Raw genomic sequence first — 19,942 nt, 5'->3', positions numbered from 1 at the left:
GTCAAAAAGCGGTGATAAGGGCGAGATTCTACCGGATCTATGCCCTTATTTGTAGCGAATAGTGGCGCTAAAGTGGCCAGAGGTTTTCGATGATCAGCTGCACACTACGGTTGCCGCGAAACTCGTTAACATCAAGTTTATAAGCGATTTTCACCTGCCGAACGCCGTTATCCGGCCAGATGGCGGTATCAACGTTAAAGGCGATCCCGTCGAGCAGCGGACCGCCGCCGATCGGCTCCAGCATCACTTTTAAATGACGCTCGCCCACCAGCCGCTGTTGCAACAGGCGAAACTCACCGTCGAATATCGGCTCGGGGAACATCTGCCCCCACGGGCCCGCTTCGCGCAGCATCTCTGCCACTTCAAGCGTCATCTCCTGGGCAGTAAGGGGCCCGTCGGAGAGAATTTCGCCCTGTAACAGCGCCGGGTCGAGCCACTCGGTGACCAGGTCACCAAAGCGCTGCTGGAAGGCGTCAAAATTGGCCTCTTCAAGCGTCAGCCCTGCCGCCATCGCGTGGCCGCCGAACTTCAGCATCATCCCGGGGTAGAGGGTGTCGAGCCGCTCCAGCGCATCGCGCATATGCAGCCCCTGGATAGAGCGCCCGGATCCTTTCAGCACGCCTTCACCGGCGGGCGCAAAGGCGATGACCGGACGATGGAAGCGCTCCTTAATACGCGAAGCCAGAATACCGACCACGCCCTGATGCCACTCGGGATGGTACATCGCCAGCCCGCCGGGCAGCGTCTCACTGCTGCGCTCAAGCTGTTCGCACAGCGTCAGCGCTTCTGCCTGCATGCCCTGCTCAATCTCTTTGCGCGTCTGGTTGAGCGCGTCGAGATCGCTTGCCAGCTGGCGCGCTTCGCCGAGGCTGTCGCACAGCAGCAGCGCCACGCCGACAGACATATCATCCAGACGCCCGGCAGCATTGAGGCGCGGGCCGAGCGCGAAGCCGAGATCGCTTGCCGCCAGCTTGTGCGCCTCGCGGTTGGCAATCTCAAGCAGCGCTTTAATACCCGGCCGACAGCGGCCAGCGCGAATACGGCTCAGCCCTTGCCAGGTCAAAATACGGTTATTGGCATCCAGCGGGACAACGTCTGCCACCGTGCCAAGCGCCACCAGATCGAGCAGTTCAGCGAGGTTTGGCATCGCGATGCCGCGCGCCTCAAACCAGCCGTTGTCGCGCAGAAAAGCGCGCAGCGCCAGCATCAGATAGAAGGCGACGCCGACGCCCGCCAGCGATTTGGAGGGAAAGTCGCAATTGCGCAGGTTGGGGTTCACAATCGCCTCGGCCTCGGGCAGCGTGTCGCCGGGCAGATGGTGATCGGTGACGACAACCGGGATACCGAGCTCATGCGCATGCGCGACGCCCGCATGAGAGGAGATGCCGTTATCTACGGTCAGGATCAGCTGTGCGCCGCGGGTGTGGGCCTGATCGACCACTTCCGGGCTGAGGCCGTAGCCATCATCAAACCGGTTCGGCACCAGGTAGCTGACGTTGTCACAGCCCAACGAACGCAGCGCCAGCACGCTCAAAGCGGTGCTGGTTGCGCCATCGGCGTCAAAATCCCCAACCACGATAATGCGCAGCCCTTCTCGCATGGCGTTATAGAGGTGCGAAACCGCATCATCGATGCCGGTCAACTGCTGCCAAGGAAGCATTCCCTTTACGCTGCGCTCCAGATCGCGATCGCTCTTCACGCCGCGGCTGGCATATAAGCGACGCAGCAGCGGCGGAAGTGAATCCGCCAGCACGGCTGCGTCATCCACCTCACGGCGGCGAAGTTGTATCTCAGCTTTCACAGAAATTACTTACCGCCCGTCGCTTTCTGGTGCTGGTCGAGGAAGGCTTTCATCTCGGCCGGTGCCTGGTAGCCGGGCACCACGTAGCCATCGTTCAGCACAATGGCTGGCGTCCCGTTTACACCAAACTGCACGCCCAGCGCGTAGTGGTTAGCGATACTGATATCGCAGCTGGCAGGCTTCACGCCTTTGCCTGCCATCGCATCATCAAAGGCTCTCTTCGGATCTTTCGCGCACCAAATCGCCTTCATCTCTTTTTCCACATCGCTCGGCACGCCCTGGCGCGGGAAGGCGAGGTAGCGCACGGTGATGCCCAGCGCGTTGTAGTCCGCCATTTCGCTGTGCAGCTTCTGGCAGTAGCCGCAGGTGATATCGGTAAAGACGGTGATGACGTGCTTCTCTTGCGGCGCTTTGTAGACAATCATCTCTTTTTCCAGCGCGTTGAGATGCGGCAGCAGCATTTTGGTGGTGACGTTAACCGGCTGCGCGCCGCTGACGTCATACATCGGCCCCTGAATAATATGTTTGCCATCTTCGGTGACATAGAGCACGCCGCTGTTGGTCATCACGGCTTTCATTCCGGCAACGGGAGCGGGCATGATGTCGGAACTCTGTACACCCAGCTTCGCCAGCGACTGCTTAATCGCCGCATCATCGGCATGGGCTGCGCCCGTGAACGCCGCCAGCAGGGTGAACATAATTAAACCTTTTTTCATAACAGATCCTTAGATTGTCAGCACTCACGCCCGCGGGTGGTGCTGTTGATGAAGCTTGCGCAGCCGCTCGGTGGCGACATGCGTATAAATTTGCGTTGTCGAGAGATCCTGGTGCCCCAGCAGCATCTGCACCACGCGCAGATCCGCGCCGTGGTTAAGCAGGTGCGTGGCAAAAGCATGGCGCAGAACGTGAGGCGAAAGCTTTTCACTGTCGATCCCTGCCAGCACCGCGTAGTGCTTAATGCGATGCCAGAAGGTCTGGCGCGTCATCTGTTGACCGCGCTGGCTCGGGAACAGCACATCGACAGAAGCCCCGTTAAGCAGCCACGGACGCCCATACTCAAGATAGTGCTCAACCCAGTAGATCGCCTCTTCGCCCAGCGGCACCAGACGCTCTTTATTGCCTTTACCGATGACCCGCAGCACGCCCTGGCGCAGGCTGATATCGCTCATCGTCAGCCCCACCAGCTCCGTCACGCGAAGCCCGGTCGCATACAACACCTCAAGCATGGCTTTATCGCGTAACTCCAGCGGTTGGTCAACCACCGGTGCCTGTAAGAGCCTGCCCACCTGTGTTTCGCTTAAGTCTTTCGGCAGGCGCTGCGGCAGCTTAGGGGACGCCAGCCGGGCGCTCGGGTCATCCTGGCGCAGCTTTTCACGATAGAGATACTGGAAAAAACGCCGCACGGCGCTCAGCAGACGCGCCGAACTCGTTGCTTTATAGCCCCCTTCGACGCGTTCGGCGAGCAGGGTCTGCAGCTCGTCGCTCTGCGCGCGCTCCAGGCTGCTGCCCCGATGATGAAGCCACTCCACAACGCCCTTCAGATCGCGACGATAGGCGCTGAGGGTGTTTTCGGCCAGGTTATTCTCCAGCCAGAGCGCATCAAGAAATTGTTCGATACGTGCGAGATCCTCTTCCATCCGCCCTCTCCTTCTCTCAATCGCTGCATTATGCCTGATTGAGACCTGATTCTGGTACACTGCGTGCAAAGACACATCAAGAACCGAGATGTTTACGTTATGAATATTGGTCTGTTTTATGGTTCCAGCACCTGCTACACCGAAATGGCGGCGGAGAAAATTCGCGACATTATCGGGCCGGAACTGGTCACGCTACACAACCTGAAAGACGATGCTCCCGCCCTGATGGAGCAGTATGATGCGCTGATCCTCGGCATTCCGACCTGGGATTTTGGCGAACTGCAGGAAGACTGGGAGGCCGTCTGGGAGACGCTCGACACTCTCAACCTTGATGGCAAAATTGTCGCTCTCTACGGCATGGGCGACCAGCTCGGCTATGGCGAATGGTTCCTCGACGCGCTGGGCATGCTGCATGACAAGCTGGCACCGAAAGGCGTCAACTTCGTTGGTTACTGGCCGACCGAAGGCTACGAATTTACCAGCAACAAACCGATTATTGCCGACGGGCAGCTGTTTGTCGGCCTGGCGCTGGATGAGACTAACCAGTATGACCTGAGCGACGCGCGCCTTGAAAGCTGGTGCGAGCAGATCCTGACAGAGATGGCAGAACGCTTCGCCTGAACCCAGCGAAGATGCCTTTAGTGCAGCCCCTGCGCCGGTTTTTGTAAAATCATCCGGCGCAGATCGCGCCACTCCTGCGCATCCATACTGTCTGCCGCGAGCCAGAGATGCTGACGACGGCCATCTTCCTCGCGGCGCAAACGCAGCATCATTCCGCTCCGCAGCAGCCAGGGCGTACCGACAATAGCCCACTCCTCTCCCTGCCAGCGCAGGCGGGAATCCATCAGCAGTTTTATCTCGCCATGACAGGCGTTAATGCGGCGCTGGCTTCGTACGGAGTCAAATACCACCAGCGAAAGCAGCAGCAACCATACCGGCGTGTAGCTCAGCGGCCAGGGCATAAGCAAGATGAGCGCGGCCACCAATCCGTGGAGCAGTAAGGAGAGCCACTGTGCGCGCCAGGAGACGCGTAACTCAGATTGCCACAGGACCACGATCCCGATTCCGTGTCTGGATTAACTGCACCATTCTTTGCAACTCCGCATCCTGAGGCTTGCCGTGGTTCATAAGCCAGTTAAATAAATCGGGATCGTCATTTTCCAGCAAGCGGACAAAGAGACGTTTGTCATCATCGCTTAGCGAATCGTACTCATGTTCGAAAAAAGGCATGATGGAAATATCGAGCTCGCGCATTCCGCGACGGCACGCCCAGTGAATACGGGCCTTGTTAGTAATATCCATGTGTATCTCCCTGTTCGGCATGATGGGCACATTGTAACGTGTTTTTAATATATCTTTTGCGGAATATTTCATTGCACGCGCTGGCTTCCAGAATAAAGCTACTCTTTTGCAACGATTTCATTCCGCTGGGTAATATCTCGCAGAGCCATCACAATGGCACAAATCGCATGCTTTATCGCTTGCAATGGACACCGGCTCTTTTACCATTAACACCCAACACAGCGTTAAGCTAATCAGGACATTAATATGGCTTTTACTCCTTTTCCTCCGCGTCAGCCGACCGCCTCTTCACGTCTGCCGCTGACGCTTATGACGCTCGATGACTGGGCGCTGGCTACCATCACCGGGGCCGATAGCGAGAAGTATCTGCAGGGCCAGGTGACGGCAGATGTCTCGACACTGGCGGCTAACCAGCATCTGCTGGCGGCGCACTGTGATTCTAAAGGTAAAATGTGGAGCAATATGCGGTTGTTCCACGATAAAGAGGGGTTCGCGTGGCTTTTACGCCGCAGCGTGCGTGAAACACAACTGCGCGAACTGAAAAAATATGCCGTCTTCTCCAAAGTGACTATCGCTGGGGACGACGAGCGCGTTCTGCTCGGTGTGGCCGGTTTTCAGGCGCGTGCCGCGCTGGCGAATCTCTTCACCACCCTACCGGACAGCGAAAATCAGGTCGTGCAGCAGGGCGAAACCACGCTGCTGTGGTTTGCGCACCCCGCTGAGCGCTTCCTGCTGGTGACCGATGCCGCCACGGCCGAAATGGTCACCGAGAAGCTACGCGGTGAAGCCCAGTTCAATAACAGCCAGCAGTGGCTGGCGCTGAATATCGAAGCGGGTCTTCCGGTGATTGACGAAGCCAACGTCGCACAGTTTATTCCGCAGGCGACCAACCTGCAGGCGCTCGGAGGCATCAGCTTTAAAAAAGGGTGCTATACCGGCCAGGAGATGGTGGCGCGGGCGAAATTCCGCGGGGCCAATAAGCGCGCCCTGTGGTATCTGGCAGGCACAGCCAGCCGCATCCCGGAAGCGGGTGAAGACCTCGAACGTAAAATGGGCGACAACTGGCGTCGGACCGGCACCGTGCTGGCTGCCGCGCAGCTGGATGACGGACGCGTGATTGTTCAGGTCGTGATGAATAATGACATGGAGCCGGACAGCGTGTTCCGCGTGCGCGAGGATGCCAATACGTTGAGTATCAAGCCGCTGCCCTACTCGCTCGAAGAGTAAGTGGTTATGCGCCGGGCAAGGCATATGCCCGCCCGGCCACTATGCGAGGTTAAACCTGGCCGACGTAGAGATAGATCGCCAGAAAGTGGCAGACGCTGCCGCCGAGCACAAAGCCGTGCCAGATGGCGTGGTTGTAGGGAATGCGTTTACAGACGTAAAAAATGACGCCAAGCGAGTAGACCAGGCCGCCCACGGCAAGCAGCGTAACACCGCCCACGGATAGCCGCGTGGCGAGCTGGTAAATCACCACCAGCGAGAGCCAGCCCATCGCCAGATAGGTCACCAGCGACAGGACTTTAAAGCGGTGTGCTATCGTCAGCTTAAACAGGATGCCCAGCAGTGCGAGGCTCCAGATAACCACCATCAGCCCGCGCGCCAGCGGTGAATCGAGGCCGACCAGCAGAAACGGCGTGTAGGTGCCCGCGATCAGCAGATAGATGGCGCAGTGGTCGAACTTCTTCAGCCACACCTTGGCGCGCCGGTGCGGAATAGCGTGATAGAGCGTCGAAGCCAGAAACAGCAGGATCATGCTGCCGCCGTAGAGCGAGTAACTGGTAATAGCGACGGTACTGGCCTGGCTGTCCACCGCCTGCACAAGCAGCAGCACTAGCCCGACAATACCAAATACCAGGCCGATACCGTGGCTGATGCTGTTGGCAATCTCCTCTGCCAGTGAATATCCCTGTGCGATTAATGGTTTCTTAACCATAGTTGACTCCAGGTGAACGTAAAAATATTACGCTACTAGAGTAACTGAGAATAATTCCAGTGCACACCTGTACGCTAAAATATTTCGTATCTGAATATGCCGCTGCCTGAGGAGCGGCTAAAAGTCGGAGCACGCAACCCGCAATTGTGGCAGCATGAAGCACATTTGCAGGCAGGCCCGGCAAGGGCTGGCTACATTATCAGCAGCAAAGGACACCGCCGTGACGATCTTTACCCACTCCGCCATCGCCAGCCTCAACCCCCTGGAGATGATGGTCTACAACTTTGTGGTCAAAAATCGCGACAAAGTGATGTACATGACGATCCGCGAGCTGGCCGACGCGGCGGGCGTCTCGACCACCACGGTGCTGCGCTTTTGCCGCAAGCTCAACTGCGAGGGATATTCGGAGTTTCGCGTTCGCTTTAAATTGTATCTGGAGCAGAACGAGCCGCCGCAGGCTAATTTCGGCGCCAGCGAAGTGATCAGCTTTTTTAAAAGCGTGAATAACGACGAATTCGATAAATTACTCGATAGCACCGTCGACATCATATTATCCTCCGAGCGTATTATCTTTGTCGGGGCGGGCACCTCCGGTGCGCTGGCCAAATATGGCGCGCGCTTCTTCTCTAATATTGGAAAGTTCAGTAACCATATCGACGACCCCTATTTCCCGGTAACCAATGATATGGCGAAAAACGCACTGGCGATTGTGCTCTCAGTCTCTGGCGAAACTGAGGAAATCCTGCGTTTTGCCGGCCAGTTCAGCCTGCATCACTGCAAAGTTCTCTCCATTACCAGCCATGAGCATTCACGCCTGGCGAAACTCGCGGATTACAATATCTCCTGGCATGTGCCGCAAATGCGTATTTCAGGTGGCTACGATATTACGACACAAATTCCGGTGATTTATATTCTCGAATCACTGGGACGAAAACTGGCGAAGAAAATAGCATAAAAAACAGGATGTTTTTTTGGTGTAACAAATTACCGAAGCGGCAATTTGTTATATCGTGACATTCATTTCGCCTTTGCTAGACTCGTTGGCAGCTAATATGACGAGAAGAGCAACGATGAAAAAATTGACCTTACCGAAAGATTTCTTGTGGGGCGGCGCCGTTGCCGCGCATCAGGTAGAAGGCGGCTGGAATAAAGGCGGCAAAGGCCCGAGCATCTGCGACGTGCTGACCGGCGGCGCACACGGCGTCCCACGCGAAATCACCCAGCAAGTGGAAGCGGGGAAATACTACCCTAACCATGAAGCCGTTGACTTTCATGGTCATTACAAAGAGGACATCAAACTCTTTGCCGAGATGGGCTTCAAATGTTTCCGTACCTCGATTGCCTGGACCCGCATCTTCCCACGGGGCGATGAGCTGCAGCCCAATGAAGAGGGGCTGAAGTTCTACGACGATGTGTTTGATGAGCTGTTGAAGTACAACATCGAGCCGGTCATTACCCTCTCTCACTTCGAGATGCCGCTGCACCTGGTGCAGGAGTACGGCGGCTGGACCAATCGTAAGGTGGTTGATTTCTTTGTGCGTTTTGCCGAAGTGGTGTTTGAGCGCTACAAGAACAAGGTCAAATACTGGATGACCTTCAACGAAATCAACAACCAGCGCAACTGGCGCGCGCCGCTGTTCGGCTACTGCTGCTCCGGCGTGGTTTACACCGATCATGAAAATCCGGAAGAGACCATGTACCAGGTGCTGCATCATCAGTTTGTTGCCAGCGCCATGGCGGTGAAGATTGGTCACCGCATCAACCCATCAATGCAGATCGGCTGCATGCTGGCGATGGTGCCGCTCTATCCCTTCTCCTGTAAGCCTGAAGATGTAATGTATGCGCAGGAATCAATGCGCGAACGTTATGTCTTTACCGATGTTCAGCTGCGCGGTTACTACCCCTCCTACGTGCTTAACGAGTGGGAGCGTCGCGGCTTTAACATCAAAATGGAAGCCGGGGATGAAGCGATCCTGCGCGAAGGGTGCTGCGACTATCTGGGCTTCAGCTATTACATGACTAACGCGGTGAAAGCCGAAGGTGGCTCGGGCGATGCGCTCTCCGGGTTCCAGGGCAGCGTGCCGAACCCGCACGTGAAAGCCTCCGACTGGGGCTGGCAGATTGACCCGGTCGGTCTGCGCTACGCCCTGTGCGAGCTCTATGAGCGCTACCAGAAGCCGCTGTTTATCGTCGAAAACGGCTTCGGCGCCTACGATAACGTCGAAGAGGATGGCAGCATTAACGATGATTACCGCATCGACTATCTGCGCGCGCATGTGAAAGAGATGATCGAAGCCGTCACCTATGATGGCGTGGATCTGATGGGTTACACCCCGTGGGGCTGCATTGACTGCGTCTCCTTCACCACCGGCCAGTACAGCAAACGCTATGGCTTTATCTACGTGAACAAGCACGACGACGGCACCGGCGATATGTCGCGCTCACGCAAAAAGAGCTTTAACTGGTACAAAGAAGTGATTGCCAGCAACGGCGAGAATGTGTGATGTGAGGGTGCGTTTTGCTGTGATCTATTGAGGCGCTGCCGGATGGCGGCTGCGCCTTATCCGGCCGACAACACCAGTATGCCGCATTCGATTTGCAGGCCTGATAAGCGAAACGCTATCCGGCATCAAAAACGCTACCGCCCTCCGGCCAGATCGATAAAGCTTCCTGTTACATAGGAGGCTTTATCGCTTAACAGCCAGGCAATCGCCTGCGCGACCTCTTCCGGCTGACCGCCGCGCTGCATCGGAATGGCGCTGCTGACGCGATCGACGCGCCCCGGCTCACCGCCGCTGGCATGCATCTCCGTATAGATAAAGCCCGGGCGCACACCGTTTACACGGATGCCACTGGCAGCCACCTCCAGCGACAGACCGGTGGTTAACGTATCCACCGCCCCTTTTGACGCTGCATAATCGACATACTCTCCCGGTGAGCCAAGCCTTGCCGCGGCTGACGAGACGTTAACAATCGCACCGCCCTTCCCGCCATGCTGCATCGACATACGCTTCACCGCTTCGCGACAGCAAAGGAAATAGCCCGTCACGTTGGTCGCCAGTACCTGGTTGATGCGCGCCGCGCTCAGTGCCTCCACCCGGCTCTGCTGAAACAGAATGCCGGCATTATTGACCAGTGCGGTCAGCGGCAAACCCTGCTGATCAATGCGCGCAAACATTGCCTCGACCTGGCGCTCATCACTGATATCCGCCTGCACAATAAACGCCTTGCCGCCCTGGGCCTGGATCTCTGCCACTACCTCATCGGCGGCGTCGCGCTGGCGATGATAATTGACTGCCACGGTGTAGCCCTCCTGCGCCAGTAACAGCGCGGTGGCGCGACCAATTCCCCGGCTTGCGCCGCTTACTAAAGCCATTGCCATAATGCTCTCCTGAAGAAAAAGGGCGCCGAAGCGCCCTTAAAAGATAGTGGAATCAAGCCATTATTGGTATTCGCTCATCGGCACACAGGAGCAGAAGAGATTGCGGTCACCATAAACGTCATCCAGACGTTTCACGGTCGGCCAGTATTTATTCACCGCGCCCGCCGGGAAGACCGCCAGCTCGCGACTGTAAGCATGGTTCCACTCGCTCACCAGCTCATGCTGGGTATGTGGCGCATTGACCAGCGGGTTATCCTCCAGCGTCCACTCGCCCTGCTTCACGCGCTCGATCTCGCCGCGGATCGCCAGCATCGCGTCGATAAAACGATCCAGTTCGACTTTGCTTTCCGATTCCGTCGGTTCAACCATCAGCGTGCCGGCAACCGGGAAGGACATGGTTGGCGCGTGGAACCCATAGTCAATCAGGCGTTTGGCGATATCCAGCTCGCTGATGCCGGTCTCCTCTTTCAGCGGGCGAATATCGAGAATGCACTCATGCGCCACGCGTCCGTCACGCCCGGTGTAGAGCACCGGAAAGGCCTCTTTCAGGCGGCTGGCGATATAGTTGGCGTTGAGGATCGCCACCTGGCTCGCCTTTTTCAGCCCCTCAGCGCCCATCATGCGGATATACATCCAGCTGATGGGCAGGATCGATGCGCTGCCAAACGGTGCGGCGGAAACCGCGCCCTGGCGCGTCAGCATCCCTTCGATTTGCACCACGCTGTGGCCCGGAACAAACGGTGCCAGATGCGCTTTCACGCCAATCGGACCCATACCCGGGCCGCCACCGCCGTGCGGGATACAGAAAGTTTTATGCAGATTCAGGTGCGAGACATCCGCGCCGATAAAGCCCGGCGAGGTGATGCCGACCTGCGCATTCATGTTCGCGCCATCAAGATAAACCTGACCACCAAACTGATGCACCACTTCGCACACTTCGCGGATCGTCTCTTCATAGACGCCGTGCGTTGACGGGTAGGTCACCATAATGCAGGAGAGGTTGTCACCCGCCTGCTCCGCTTTCGCGCGCAGATCGGCCAGATCGATGTTGCCGTTCTTATCGCAGGCGACGACAACCACCTGCATACCCGCCATCTGCGCCGAGGCTGGGTTCGTGCCGTGGGCAGAGCCTGGGATTAGGCAGATATCGCGATGACCTTCATTGCGACTTTCATGATAGTGGCGGATCGCCAGCAGACCGGCATATTCCCCCTGCGCACCGGAGTTCGGCTGCATGCAGAGCGCATCGTAACCGGTCAGCTTCACCAGCCAGTCGGAGAGCTGCGCGATCATCTGGTGATACCCTTCCGCCTGCTCCGGCGGGCAGAATGGATGCAGTTCAGCAAATTCCGGCCAGGTGATCGGGATCATCTCTGCCGCGGCGTTAAGCTTCATGGTGCAGGATCCGAGCGGGATCATGGCCTGGTTGAGCGCCAGATCTTTGCGCTCCAGCGAGTGCATATAGCGCATCATCTCGGTTTCGCTATGGTAGCGATTGAAGACCGGATGGGTGAGGATCGCATCGTCGCGCACCATCTCAGCAGGCAGAGAGCGGCTGTCGAGGGCCACCTCTTTATCCAGCGCGTCGATCTCCAGACCATGCGCATCGCCGAGCAGAACGCTAAACAGCGCCAGCACATCTTCACGGGTGGTGGTTTCATCCAGCGTGATACCTACGGCGTTGAGAATATCGCTGCGCAGGTTGATCTCATGAGCTTCCGCCCGCGCCAGCACCGCGGCTTTATCCGCAACCTCAACGCAGAGCGTGTCGAAGTAGTGCGCGTGACGCAGTTTTAGGCCGCCGCGCTGCAGGCCCGCGGCGAGAATGTCGGTCAGGCGATGAATACGCCCGGCAATGCGTTTCACCCCCTGCGGGCCGTGGAACACGGCATAGAGGCTGGCGATATTGGCCAGCAGCACCTGCGAGGTACAAATATTGGAGTTAGCTTTTTCGCGGCGAATATGCTGCTCGCGGGTCTGCATTGCCATGCGCAGCGCCGTATTACCGGCCGCATCTTTGGAGACGCCGATAATGCGCCCCGGCATGGAGCGTTTGAACTCATCTTTCGCGGCAAAGAAAGCGGCATGCGGGCCGCCGTAGCCCATCGGCACGCCGAAACGCTGCGCGGAGCCGAAAACGATGTCGGCACCCTGTTTGCCCGGCGCGGTCAGGTGCACCAGCGCCATCAAATCGGCAGCAACGCTGACCACGATTTTGCGCGATTTTAACTCTGCAATCAGCGCGCTGTAGTTATGCACTTCGCCGATGGTGCCCACCTGCTGAAGCAGGACGCCAAAGAGATCCTGGTGATCGAGCGCTTTCTCAGCATCATCAACAATCACGTCAAAGCCGAAGGTTTCCGCACGTGTGCGCACCACATCCAGCGTTTGCGGATGGACATCGGCCGCGACGAAGAAGCGGTTCGCGCCTTTCAGTTTGCTGACGCGTTTTGCCATCGCCATCGCTTCGGCGGCGGCGGTCGCTTCATCCAGCAGTGAGGCGGAAGCGATATCGAGGCCGGTCAGATCGAGAGTCACCTGCTGGAAATTGAGCAGGGATTCAAGACGTCCCTGCGACACTTCCGGCTGATAGGGAGTGTAAGCGGTGTACCAGCCCGGGTTCTCCAGCATGTTACGCAGGATCACCGGCGGTAACTCCACGGCGGTGTAACCCATGCCAATGTAAGACTTAAAGCGCTTGTTACGCTGGGCCAGGGTTTTCAGTTCGGCGAGGGCGGCATATTCAGTGGTGAACTCACCCACCTGCGGCGGTGCGGCGAGCTGAATATCTTTCGGCACGATCTGCCCGATCAGCGCATCGAGTGATTCTGCACCAACGCTGTTCAGCATCTCCTGCTGTTGCGTGGCGTCCGGGCCAATATGCCTGCCGATAAACGCGGCGTGATGTTCAAGCTGGCTTAAGGTCTGAGTCATGAGCGAGGGTTCCTGAAACGTGCGGTAATGGATAAAACGAAGGTCTGGCTTGCCGGAAAGCGCGACGCGCTTTCCGGGCTGATCATTGACGTAGAGAGATACCGGAGACGCATGGCGCCATCCGGCACACAATCACTCGTCTTCTAACAGGGCGCTATAGCCGGTTGCGTCCAGCAGCGCAGCTACTTCCGCCTCGTCGCTGGCCTTGATTTTGAAGATCCAGCCTTCGCCATACGGCGCGCTGTTCACCAGCTCCGGCGAATCATTCAGGCTGTCGTTAACCGCAACGATTTCACCGCCAACCGGCGCATAAATATCGGATGCCGCTTTTACCGACTCCGCCACGGCGCAGTCGTCGCCAGCGCTAACGGTGGTGCCGACATCCGGCAGGTCAACAAACACCATATCGCCCAGCAGCTCTTGCGCATGCTCGGTGATACCGACGGTGTAGCTGCCGTCTGCTTCTTTACGCAGCCACTCGTGTTCTTTGCTGTATTTCAGATCGCCTGGTACATTGCTCATTGTTTTCTCTCCAGAAAAATAACGTTACGCGACCGCTTTACCGGCGCGCACGAAAACAGGTTTGGTCACGTTGACCGGCATCTCGCGGTTGCGGATCTGCACCACGGCGGTCTCACCGATTCCCGCCGGGACACGGGCCAGCGCAATGCTGTAGCCAAGCGTCGGCGAGAAGGTGCCGCTGGTGATCACCCCTTTTTGCACATTGCCCTGCGCATCGGTGAAGTGCACCGGCAGTTCATTACGCAGCACGCCTTTCTCGGTCATCACCAGGCCGACCAGCTGCTCGGTGCCTTTTTCGCGCTGCTGCTCAAGAGCAGCACGACCGATAAAGTCGCGATCCTGCGGCTCCCAGGCGATGGTCCAGCCCATGTTGGCCGCCAGCGGCGAGACGCCCTCATCCATCTCCTGCCCGTAGAGATTCATGCCCGCTTCCAGCCGCAGCGTGTCGCGCGCACCGAGCCCGCAGGGTTTCACGCCCGCCTTAAGCAAGCCTTGCCAGAAGTCGGCAGCTTTCTCATTCGGCAGCGCAATCTCATACCCGGCTTCACCGGTATAACCGGTCGTAGCGATAAAGAGATCGCCCGCTTCCACGCCGAAGAAAGGCTTCATGCCCGCGACAGCTGCGCGCTGCGCGTCGGTAAACAGGCTTGCAGCTCTCTCCTGCGCATGCGGACCCTGCACCGCGATAAGCGAAAGATCGTCGCGCACGGTGATGTCGATGGCGTAAGGTTCGGCGTGTTGGGAAATCCAGGAGAGGTCTTTTTCGCGGGTGGCGGAGTTTACAACGAGGCGGAAGAAATCTTCGGTGAAGTAGTAGACGATTAAATCATCAATCACGCCGCCCGAGGCATTCAGCATGCCGCTGTAGAGCGCTTTGCCGGGTTTGGTTAATTTTGCTACATCGTTTGCCAGCAGATAGCGCAAAAATTCGCGGGTTCGGCTGCCTTTCAGGTCAACGATGGTCATGTGAGAGACATCAAACATGCCGGCGTCGCTTCGCACCGCATGGTGCTCATCAAGCTGCGAGCCGTAATGCAGTGGCATCATCCAGCCGTGGAAGTCGACCATGCGGGCGCCGCATTGAGTATGTTGTTCAAATAAAGGGGTCTGCTGAGCCATCTTTTCCTCATCGAATACGCTGAGCTATCACGTTTTCGCGGTGCATGTTACGCACCGAAAAACTGTGTCGATGCCCTGTTACAGGCGGTGACGCAAACGTTCTCTTTGGCCTGAACTTATCACCGAAAGATGCGCTTAACCATAAGGAAAAACCGGTCATCACATTAGCTTATGACCAAAACCCCCTGAGATAACCTCAGTGGAATATAGCGAAAAATCTTCACAAAACGCGGAAAAGAGCTTGCTTATGCGCGCTTACCGGGCAGGTAATTAGCATTTACTGCCAGACAAAAGCAAAAAACTGCGTAAGCCAAAATCAAAGACATGAGAAAAACTAATCTGAGAATGAGCGTGAAATTAGAATATTTCAAATGAGAGGGGAGCTTCCCTTCCCGGGGCCGGGAAGGGAAAATGTGACGCAGTTAACGTAACCACTCCGGCAGGTCGTTAAGGCCTAAAGCCTGCCGTAATAACTGCGGTTTAACGCCGGGAAGGGTATCTGCCAGCTTCAGGCCGATATCACGCAGCAGCTTTTTCGCCGGATGCGCACCGGCAAACAGCTCGCGAAAACCCTGCATGCTCGCCAGCATCATCGCTGCGCTATGTTTCCGGCTGCGCTCGTAGCGTCGCAGATAGAGGTGCTGACCGATATCTTTACCGTCGCGGCTTAGACGACGCAGCTCAGCAATCAGCTCTGCGACATCCATAAAGCCGAGGTTAACGCCCTGTCCGGCCAGAGGATGAATAGTGTGCGCCGCATCACCCACCAGCGCTAACCGATGCCCGGCAAACTGCCGCGCATAACGCCCAGTTAATGGGTAAGTCTGCCGTTCACTCGCAAGCTCGCACAAACCGAGGCGGTTATCGAAGGCCAAGGTCAGCGCCTGGTTGAACGCCTCAGCGCTGGTCTCCTGCATCGCCTTTGCCTGCTCCGGCGGCAGCGACCAGACGATAGAGCATAAATGTGGGTCGCTCAGCGGCAGAAACGCGAGGATGCCATCACTATGGAAAACCTGACGCGCCACCGCCTGGTGCGGCTCTGCGGTGCGGATTGTCGCCACCAGCGCGTGATGATGGTAATCCCAGTAGGTGAGCGGAATATCTGCGCGGTTGCGCAGCCATGAGTTCGCGCCGTCCGCGCCCACAACCAGACGCGCCGTCAGCATCGTGCCCTCTTTCAGGGTCAGGAACGCTTCGTTCTCACCCCATGCAACCTGCTGCAACTCCGCTGGCGCAATCAGCGTGACATCTTTGCACTGCTGCGCCTGATCCCACAGCGCCTGGTGAATACGCCTGTTTTCAATGATATAACCCAGATGGCTGTAACCCATGCTCAGATCGTCAAAGGCGATGCGCCCGAAGCTGTCTTTCTCCCACACTTCCATGCCGTGATAGCAGCCGACCGGCCCGGCAACAATGCCCGACCAGACGCCGAGATGGGTGAGCAATTTTTCACTGGCGGCGTTAATCGCCGAGACGCGTAGTGCCGGAGGGGCATCCGCCGCCTGCGGCTCGGGAACCGTCTGCTCCAGCACCGCCACGCGCAGCCCACTCCCTTGCAGGCCACAGGCTAATGCAAGCCCCACCATGCCGCCGCCGACAATCGCAACATCAACACTCTGCACTCTTAGCTCCTTAACGGGCGACCCAACCGAGGGTTCGTTGCGCCAGCGCATCACGCGCCGGAGTAAATAGTTCCATCGCCATCAACCCGAGGTTGCGCCCAACAATCAGCGGCGCCCAGCGGTTGGCGAAGAGATGCACCAGCCCATCCGTCACGCCGATGGTGGCAGCTTTATCTGCCTGCCGACGCTGGTTATAACGCAGCAAAAGCGGGTAGCTTCCCACATCAGTGTGCCCGGTAAAGGCGTGCGAGAGGATTTCCGCCAGCGTCATCACATCGCGCATGCCAAGGTTGAAGCCCTGGCCGGCAATTGGATGCAGCGTCTGCGCGGCATTACCGACCAGCACCGCACGATGGGAGACGGATGAGCTGGCAGTGGAAAGCGCCAGCGGGTAGACGCTGCGCTTTCCGGTATGCAGGATGCGGCCAAGCCGCCAGCCGAAGGCTTTTTGCAACTCATCGCAAAACTGTTCGTCTGACCAGCTCGCCACCTGCTGCTGTTTTTCGCGCGGGTGACACCATACCAGTGAGCAGCGCCCCTGCGACATTGGCAGCATCGCCAGCGGGCCATGTTGAGTAAAGCGCTCAAACGCGCGTCCCTGATGGGCTACCGAGGTGGTGACATTGGCGATGACCGCCGCCTGGTCATAAGGCGACTGCTGCCAGTCGATATTTAACTGCCCGGCAATCGATGAGCGCGAGCCATCTGCGGCTACCAGCAGCGCGCCGGTAAGTTGCCTGCCGCTCTGTAGCGTTACCGTCACCTGCTCGTCGCTGCGGGTAAAGTGATCGACGCGATCCGGGCAGTGAAGCGTCACGCCCGGCGCGTTTTGTAGCCGCTTGAAGAGCCGCTCTCCGACATCGTGCAGCTCTACCACCTGGCCTAATGCATCAAGCCGGTAATCTTCCGCCGTCAGCGTTACGAAACCGGCGTGGCCGCGATCGCTGACGTGCACCGTTGAGATGGGCGTTGCGCAGGAGGCAAGCGTCTGCCAGACGCCGATGCGCGCCAGCTGCTGGCAGGTGCCTGCCGCCAGCGCGATAGCACGCGCGTCAAAACCGGGGTGATCCTGCGAGCCGGGCGCGTTCGCTTCCACCAGATGAACGGCAAGCTTGCCCTGCGTCAGGTGTGAAATCGCCAGCGCAAGGGTCGCGCCAGCCATGCCGCCGCCAACGATGATCACGCTCATGCGCGCGCCTTCGCCATCAATGCTTCAATCTCATCGGCTTTCTTCACCACGCTGGCCGTCAGGTTCTCATTGCCGCTGTCGGTGATCACAATGTCATCTTCGATGCGAATGCCGATACCGCGATACTGCTCCGGCACATCGGCATCCGGCGCGATGTAGAGCCCCGGCTCGACGGTAAGCACCATCCCGGGCGCCAGTTCGCGGGAGCGATCCTGGCCATAAACGCCGACATCATGCACATCAAGCCCCAGCCAGTGGCTTAAGCCATGCATAAAGAAGGCGCGATGGGCGCTTTGCGCAATCAGCTCATCAATTTCGCCATTCAAAATGCCGAGCTTCACCAGACCGCTCACCATGATGCGCACCACTTCGCCGGTCACTTCCTGAATCGAGGTGCCAGGGCGGAAGAGTTCAAGGGCGCGCTCGAGCGAGGCGAGCACAATGTCGTAAATTTCGCGCTGCGCCGGGGTGAATTTGCCGCTGACCGGGAAGGTGCGGGTGATATCCCCGGCATAGCCTTTGTATTCGCAGCCCGCGTCAATCAGCACCAGATCGCCGGCGCGCATTTCGCTTTCGTTTTCGGTGTAGTGCAGGATGCAGCCGTTTTCACCCGCGCCAACAATGGTGTTGTAGGAGGGAAAGCGCGCGCCGTGGCGGTTGAACTCATGCTGAATTTCTCCTTCAAGCTGATACTCAAACATGCCGGGGCGGCACACCTGCATCGCGCGGGTATGGGCCAGCGCGGAAATTTCGCCCGCGCGGCGCAGCACCTCAATCTCTTCAGCAGATTTAAACAGGCGCATCTCATGCACGATGGGCCGCCAGTCAGTGAGTGTGGCGGGCGCTTTCAGGTTCTGGCGCGAGCCTTTGCGCAGCTTGTCGAGCGCGGCAAACAGGATGGTGTCCGCGTAAGCGTATTCGCCCTGCGCGTGATAGACCGCATCAAGGCCATTGAGCAGCTGATAGAGATGCTCGTCGATCTCCGGGAACGCGAGCGCGCGATTGACGCCAAGCTTCTCCGGCGCGGCCTCCTGACCCAGGCGGCGACCAAACCAGATTTCGGCGGTTTTGTCGCGCACACGGTTGAACAACACGCTGTGATTGTGGGTGTCATCGCTTTTGATCAGCACCAGCACCGCTTCCGGCTCGTTAAAACCGGTGAAATACCAGAAATCGCTGTTCTGGCGATAGGGATATTCACTGTCTGCGCTGCGGGTCGCTTCCGGCGCGGCAAAGATCAACGCCGCGCTCCCCGGAACCATCTGCGCCAGTAACGCCTGGCGACGACGGAGAAACTCAAGCTGTGTCATGACACCTCCTCCATGTAAAACCAATTAGTGTAGTGTGGGCTTGCGCACTTCCGGTGCGGTCGGCTGCTGGCGCGTGAAGGTATCGTGGCAGAGCAGCGCCGCGACGCGGACATACTCGATAATCTCTTCCAGAGACATCTCCAGCTCTTCCTGATCTTCGTCTTCGTCGTAGCCCAGTTGCGCAATGTTGCGCAGGTCATCAATCGCTTCGCCGGTTTCGCCAGTCACTTTGTCGAGCTTCGGCTGTGAGACGCCAAGACCCAGCAGGAAGTGATTCACCCAGCCAGCCAGCGCATCGGCGCGGTCAAAGACGCTAACGTCGTCGCCTTCCGGCAGGTAGAGCTGAAAGAGAAAGCCGTCATCTTCCAGCGAATCGCTGGTGGCGGCATGCATTGCACGCAGCGCCTGGGCAAGCTCATGTCCGAAGGCCAACCCTTCGTTGGTTAAATCATGCAGCAGCGGTTGCCATGAGGTGTCTTTGTTGCCGCCGCAGAGCATCCCCGCGATCAGCCCATGCATTTCAGCAGGATGCAATCCCACGCCTTGTTGGTTGAGTAACTGGCCTACTTCCTTGTAACCAGGTATTTCGTTCTGTATAGACATGCGCATTCGTCGTCGTTGGGGGAAATATTCATGGTATGCTACCACTTTGGACCCTGGTGATATACCCGTGATGGTTCACGTTACATGCCATTGCATGTGCGCGGATTACTTAAGGTATAGACGTAAAATAGTTGAAAGTACTGACCAGGGTCGCTTATAGTGTCGCCCCTTCGCAGCCCAGGGCTCGAATGCGAAGGCAGAGCGCAGTCAAACAGCAGGAAGGTGGCATGTCTGCACAACCCGTCGATATCCAAATTTTTGGCCGTTCACTCCGCGTGAACTGCCCGCCTGAGCAGATAGATGCGTTGAATCAGGCTGCGGAAGATCTGAATCAGCGGTTGCAAGATCTGAAGGTTCGCACTAGAGTCACAAATACTGAGCAGTTGGTGTTTATCGCCGCGCTGAATATCAGCTACGAGCTTGCTCAGGAAAAGGCAAAAACCCGTGATTACGCCGCCAGCATGGAGCAGCGTATTAAGATGTTACAGCAGACCATTGAACAGGCTTTACTTGATCAGGGTCGCATAACGGAAAGACCGGGGCCGAAGTTTGAATAATACTTCAGGGTCAACTATGGTAGAT

General features: G+C 57.6%; 19 protein-coding genes. 5 read left to right on the top strand and 14 right to left on the bottom strand.

Annotation, left to right across the window (positions count from 1 at the left end; translation table 11 throughout):
* Nucleotides 1-67: 67 nt before the first annotated feature.
* The 3 genes from recJ to xerD are packed head-to-tail and all read right to left on the bottom strand — an operon-like array spanning nt 68 to nt 3,438.
* Entirely contained in the window at nt 68-1,801 is a 1,734-nt protein-coding gene (recJ, locus tag PU683_RS07470) for a single-stranded-DNA-specific exonuclease RecJ (RefSeq protein WP_277170882.1), read from the bottom strand.
* 5 nt (nt 1,802-1,806) lie between these two features.
* Nucleotides 1,807-2,517, bottom strand: a complete 711-nt coding sequence (dsbC, locus tag PU683_RS07465; protein ID WP_277170881.1) for a bifunctional protein-disulfide isomerase/oxidoreductase DsbC — start codon at nt 2,515-2,517, stop codon at nt 1,807-1,809.
* A gap of 24 nt (nt 2,518-2,541) precedes the next feature.
* Nucleotides 2,542-3,438, bottom strand: coding sequence for a site-specific tyrosine recombinase XerD (gene xerD / locus PU683_RS07460; protein WP_277170880.1), 897 nt, complete (start codon nt 3,436-3,438; stop codon nt 2,542-2,544).
* 99 nt (nt 3,439-3,537) lie between these two features.
* Between xerD and fldB the strand changes: the two genes are divergently transcribed.
* The gene (fldB, locus tag PU683_RS07455) at nt 3,538-4,059 is read left to right on the top strand and encodes a flavodoxin FldB (protein WP_277170879.1); all 522 of its coding nucleotides are present in this window, start codon (nt 3,538-3,540) and stop codon (nt 4,057-4,059) included.
* 17 nt (nt 4,060-4,076) lie between these two features.
* Here fldB and PU683_RS07450 read toward each other — a convergent pair whose 3' ends face one another.
* On the bottom strand, nt 4,077-4,493 hold the full coding sequence (locus tag PU683_RS07450; protein ID WP_277170878.1) for a protein YgfX: 417 nt from the start codon (nt 4,491-4,493) through the stop codon (nt 4,077-4,079).
* The gene (sdhE, locus tag PU683_RS07445; protein WP_023480982.1) at nt 4,474-4,740 is read right to left on the bottom strand and encodes an FAD assembly factor SdhE; all 267 of its coding nucleotides are present in this window, start codon (nt 4,738-4,740) and stop codon (nt 4,474-4,476) included. Before sdhE ends, PU683_RS07450 begins: the two co-directional genes overlap by 20 nt.
* A gap of 246 nt (nt 4,741-4,986) precedes the next feature.
* Here sdhE and ygfZ point away from each other — a divergent pair, with 246 nt between their 5' ends.
* Complete coding sequence (ygfZ, locus tag PU683_RS07440) at nt 4,987-5,967, top strand: tRNA-modifying protein YgfZ (RefSeq protein WP_277170877.1); 981 nt, start codon at nt 4,987-4,989, stop codon at nt 5,965-5,967.
* 49 nt (nt 5,968-6,016) lie between these two features.
* Here the strand turns inward: ygfZ and trhA are convergent, their stop codons facing one another.
* Nucleotides 6,017-6,676, bottom strand: coding sequence for a PAQR family membrane homeostasis protein TrhA (trhA, locus tag PU683_RS07435; protein WP_277170876.1), 660 nt, complete (start codon nt 6,674-6,676; stop codon nt 6,017-6,019).
* Between the two features lie 226 nt (nt 6,677-6,902).
* On the opposite strand from trhA, the gene PU683_RS07430 reads away from it, so the two are divergent.
* Together PU683_RS07430 and PU683_RS07425 are read left to right on the top strand one after the other, a co-directional pair.
* Nucleotides 6,903-7,631, top strand: coding sequence for a MurR/RpiR family transcriptional regulator (locus PU683_RS07430; protein WP_277174232.1), 729 nt, complete (start codon nt 6,903-6,905; stop codon nt 7,629-7,631).
* Between the two features lie 115 nt (nt 7,632-7,746).
* Nucleotides 7,747-9,180 carry a 6-phospho-beta-glucosidase gene (locus tag PU683_RS07425; protein WP_277170875.1) on the top strand — a complete coding sequence of 478 codons (1,434 nt, stop codon included), beginning with the start codon at nt 7,747-7,749 and terminating at the stop codon, nt 9,178-9,180.
* A 134-nt stretch (nt 9,181-9,314) separates the two neighbouring features.
* Here PU683_RS07425 and PU683_RS07420 read toward each other — a convergent pair whose 3' ends face one another.
* The 8 genes from PU683_RS07420 to PU683_RS07385 form a co-directional block, all read right to left on the bottom strand.
* The gene (locus PU683_RS07420) at nt 9,315-10,058 is read right to left on the bottom strand and encodes an SDR family oxidoreductase (protein ID WP_277170874.1); all 744 of its coding nucleotides are present in this window, start codon (nt 10,056-10,058) and stop codon (nt 9,315-9,317) included.
* A 60-nt stretch (nt 10,059-10,118) separates the two neighbouring features.
* A complete protein-coding gene (gene gcvP, locus PU683_RS07415) occupies nt 10,119-12,992 on the bottom strand; it encodes an aminomethyl-transferring glycine dehydrogenase (protein WP_277170873.1) in 2,874 nt (957 codons plus the stop codon).
* 132 nt (nt 12,993-13,124) lie between these two features.
* Entirely contained in the window at nt 13,125-13,514 is a 390-nt protein-coding gene (gene gcvH, locus PU683_RS07410) for a glycine cleavage system protein GcvH (protein ID WP_277170872.1), read from the bottom strand.
* Between the two features lie 24 nt (nt 13,515-13,538).
* Nucleotides 13,539-14,633: a glycine cleavage system aminomethyltransferase GcvT gene (gcvT, locus tag PU683_RS07405; RefSeq protein ID WP_277170871.1), complete on the bottom strand. Its 1,095-nt coding sequence runs from the start codon at nt 14,631-14,633 to the stop codon at nt 13,539-13,541.
* 422 nt (nt 14,634-15,055) lie between these two features.
* A complete protein-coding gene (ubiI, locus tag PU683_RS07400) occupies nt 15,056-16,258 on the bottom strand; it encodes an FAD-dependent 2-octaprenylphenol hydroxylase (protein ID WP_277170870.1) in 1,203 nt (400 codons plus the stop codon).
* A 10-nt stretch (nt 16,259-16,268) separates the two neighbouring features.
* Nucleotides 16,269-17,447, bottom strand: coding sequence for a 2-octaprenyl-6-methoxyphenyl hydroxylase (gene ubiH / locus PU683_RS07395; RefSeq protein WP_277170869.1), 1,179 nt, complete (start codon nt 17,445-17,447; stop codon nt 16,269-16,271).
* On the bottom strand, nt 17,444-18,757 hold the full coding sequence (gene pepP, locus PU683_RS07390; protein ID WP_277170868.1) for a Xaa-Pro aminopeptidase: 1,314 nt from the start codon (nt 18,755-18,757) through the stop codon (nt 17,444-17,446). The genes ubiH and pepP overlap by 4 nt, the downstream gene beginning before the upstream one ends.
* 24 nt (nt 18,758-18,781) lie before the next feature.
* Nucleotides 18,782-19,360: a YecA/YgfB family protein gene (locus PU683_RS07385; protein ID WP_023480800.1), complete on the bottom strand. Its 579-nt coding sequence runs from the start codon at nt 19,358-19,360 to the stop codon at nt 18,782-18,784.
* A 227-nt stretch (nt 19,361-19,587) separates the two neighbouring features.
* On the opposite strand from PU683_RS07385, the gene zapA reads away from it, so the two are divergent.
* Nucleotides 19,588-19,917 (top strand): cell division protein ZapA, encoded by a 330-nt coding sequence (gene zapA, locus PU683_RS07380; protein WP_023480874.1) that lies wholly within the window; start codon nt 19,588-19,590, stop codon nt 19,915-19,917.
* The last annotated feature ends 25 nt before the right edge of the window (nt 19,918-19,942 follow it).

Origin of the sequence: Candidatus Kosakonia sp. 282A-S69, from assembly GCF_029433855.1 — a bacterium.
GTDB lineage: Bacteria > Pseudomonadota > Gammaproteobacteria > Enterobacterales > Enterobacteriaceae > Kosakonia > Kosakonia cowanii_A.
This window is presented reverse-complemented; position numbering and strand designations above follow the sequence as displayed.

Excerpts from the sequence above, each read along its gene's own strand:
- dsbC (WP_277170881.1), bottom strand. The coding sequence starts at position 2,517 with ATGAAAAAAGGTTTAATTATGTTCACCCTGCTGGCGGCGTTCACGGGC.
- xerD (WP_277170880.1), bottom strand. The coding sequence starts at position 3,438 with ATGGAAGAGGATCTCGCACGTATCGAACAATTTCTTGATGCGCTCTGG.
- fldB (WP_277170879.1), top strand. The coding sequence starts at position 3,538 with ATGAATATTGGTCTGTTTTATGGTTCCAGCACCTGCTACACCGAAATG.
- sdhE (WP_023480982.1), bottom strand. The coding sequence starts at position 4,740 with ATGGATATTACTAACAAGGCCCGTATTCACTGGGCGTGCCGTCGCGGA.
- ygfZ (WP_277170877.1), top strand. The coding sequence starts at position 4,987 with ATGGCTTTTACTCCTTTTCCTCCGCGTCAGCCGACCGCCTCTTCACGT.
- trhA (WP_277170876.1), bottom strand. The coding sequence starts at position 6,676 with ATGGTTAAGAAACCATTAATCGCACAGGGATATTCACTGGCAGAGGAG.
- PU683_RS07425 (WP_277170875.1), top strand. The coding sequence starts at position 7,747 with ATGAAAAAATTGACCTTACCGAAAGATTTCTTGTGGGGCGGCGCCGTT.
- PU683_RS07420 (WP_277170874.1), bottom strand. The coding sequence starts at position 10,058 with ATGGCAATGGCTTTAGTAAGCGGCGCAAGCCGGGGAATTGGTCGCGCC.
- gcvP (WP_277170873.1), bottom strand. The coding sequence starts at position 12,992 with ATGACTCAGACCTTAAGCCAGCTTGAACATCACGCCGCGTTTATCGGC.
- gcvH (WP_277170872.1), bottom strand. The coding sequence starts at position 13,514 with ATGAGCAATGTACCAGGCGATCTGAAATACAGCAAAGAACACGAGTGG.
- gcvT (WP_277170871.1), bottom strand. The coding sequence starts at position 14,633 with ATGGCTCAGCAGACCCCTTTATTTGAACAACATACTCAATGCGGCGCC.
- ubiH (WP_277170869.1), bottom strand. The coding sequence starts at position 17,447 with ATGAGCGTGATCATCGTTGGCGGCGGCATGGCTGGCGCGACCCTTGCG.
- pepP (WP_277170868.1), bottom strand. The coding sequence starts at position 18,757 with ATGACACAGCTTGAGTTTCTCCGTCGTCGCCAGGCGTTACTGGCGCAG.
- PU683_RS07385 (WP_023480800.1), bottom strand. The coding sequence starts at position 19,360 with ATGTCTATACAGAACGAAATACCTGGTTACAAGGAAGTAGGCCAGTTA.
- zapA (WP_023480874.1), top strand. The coding sequence starts at position 19,588 with ATGTCTGCACAACCCGTCGATATCCAAATTTTTGGCCGTTCACTCCGC.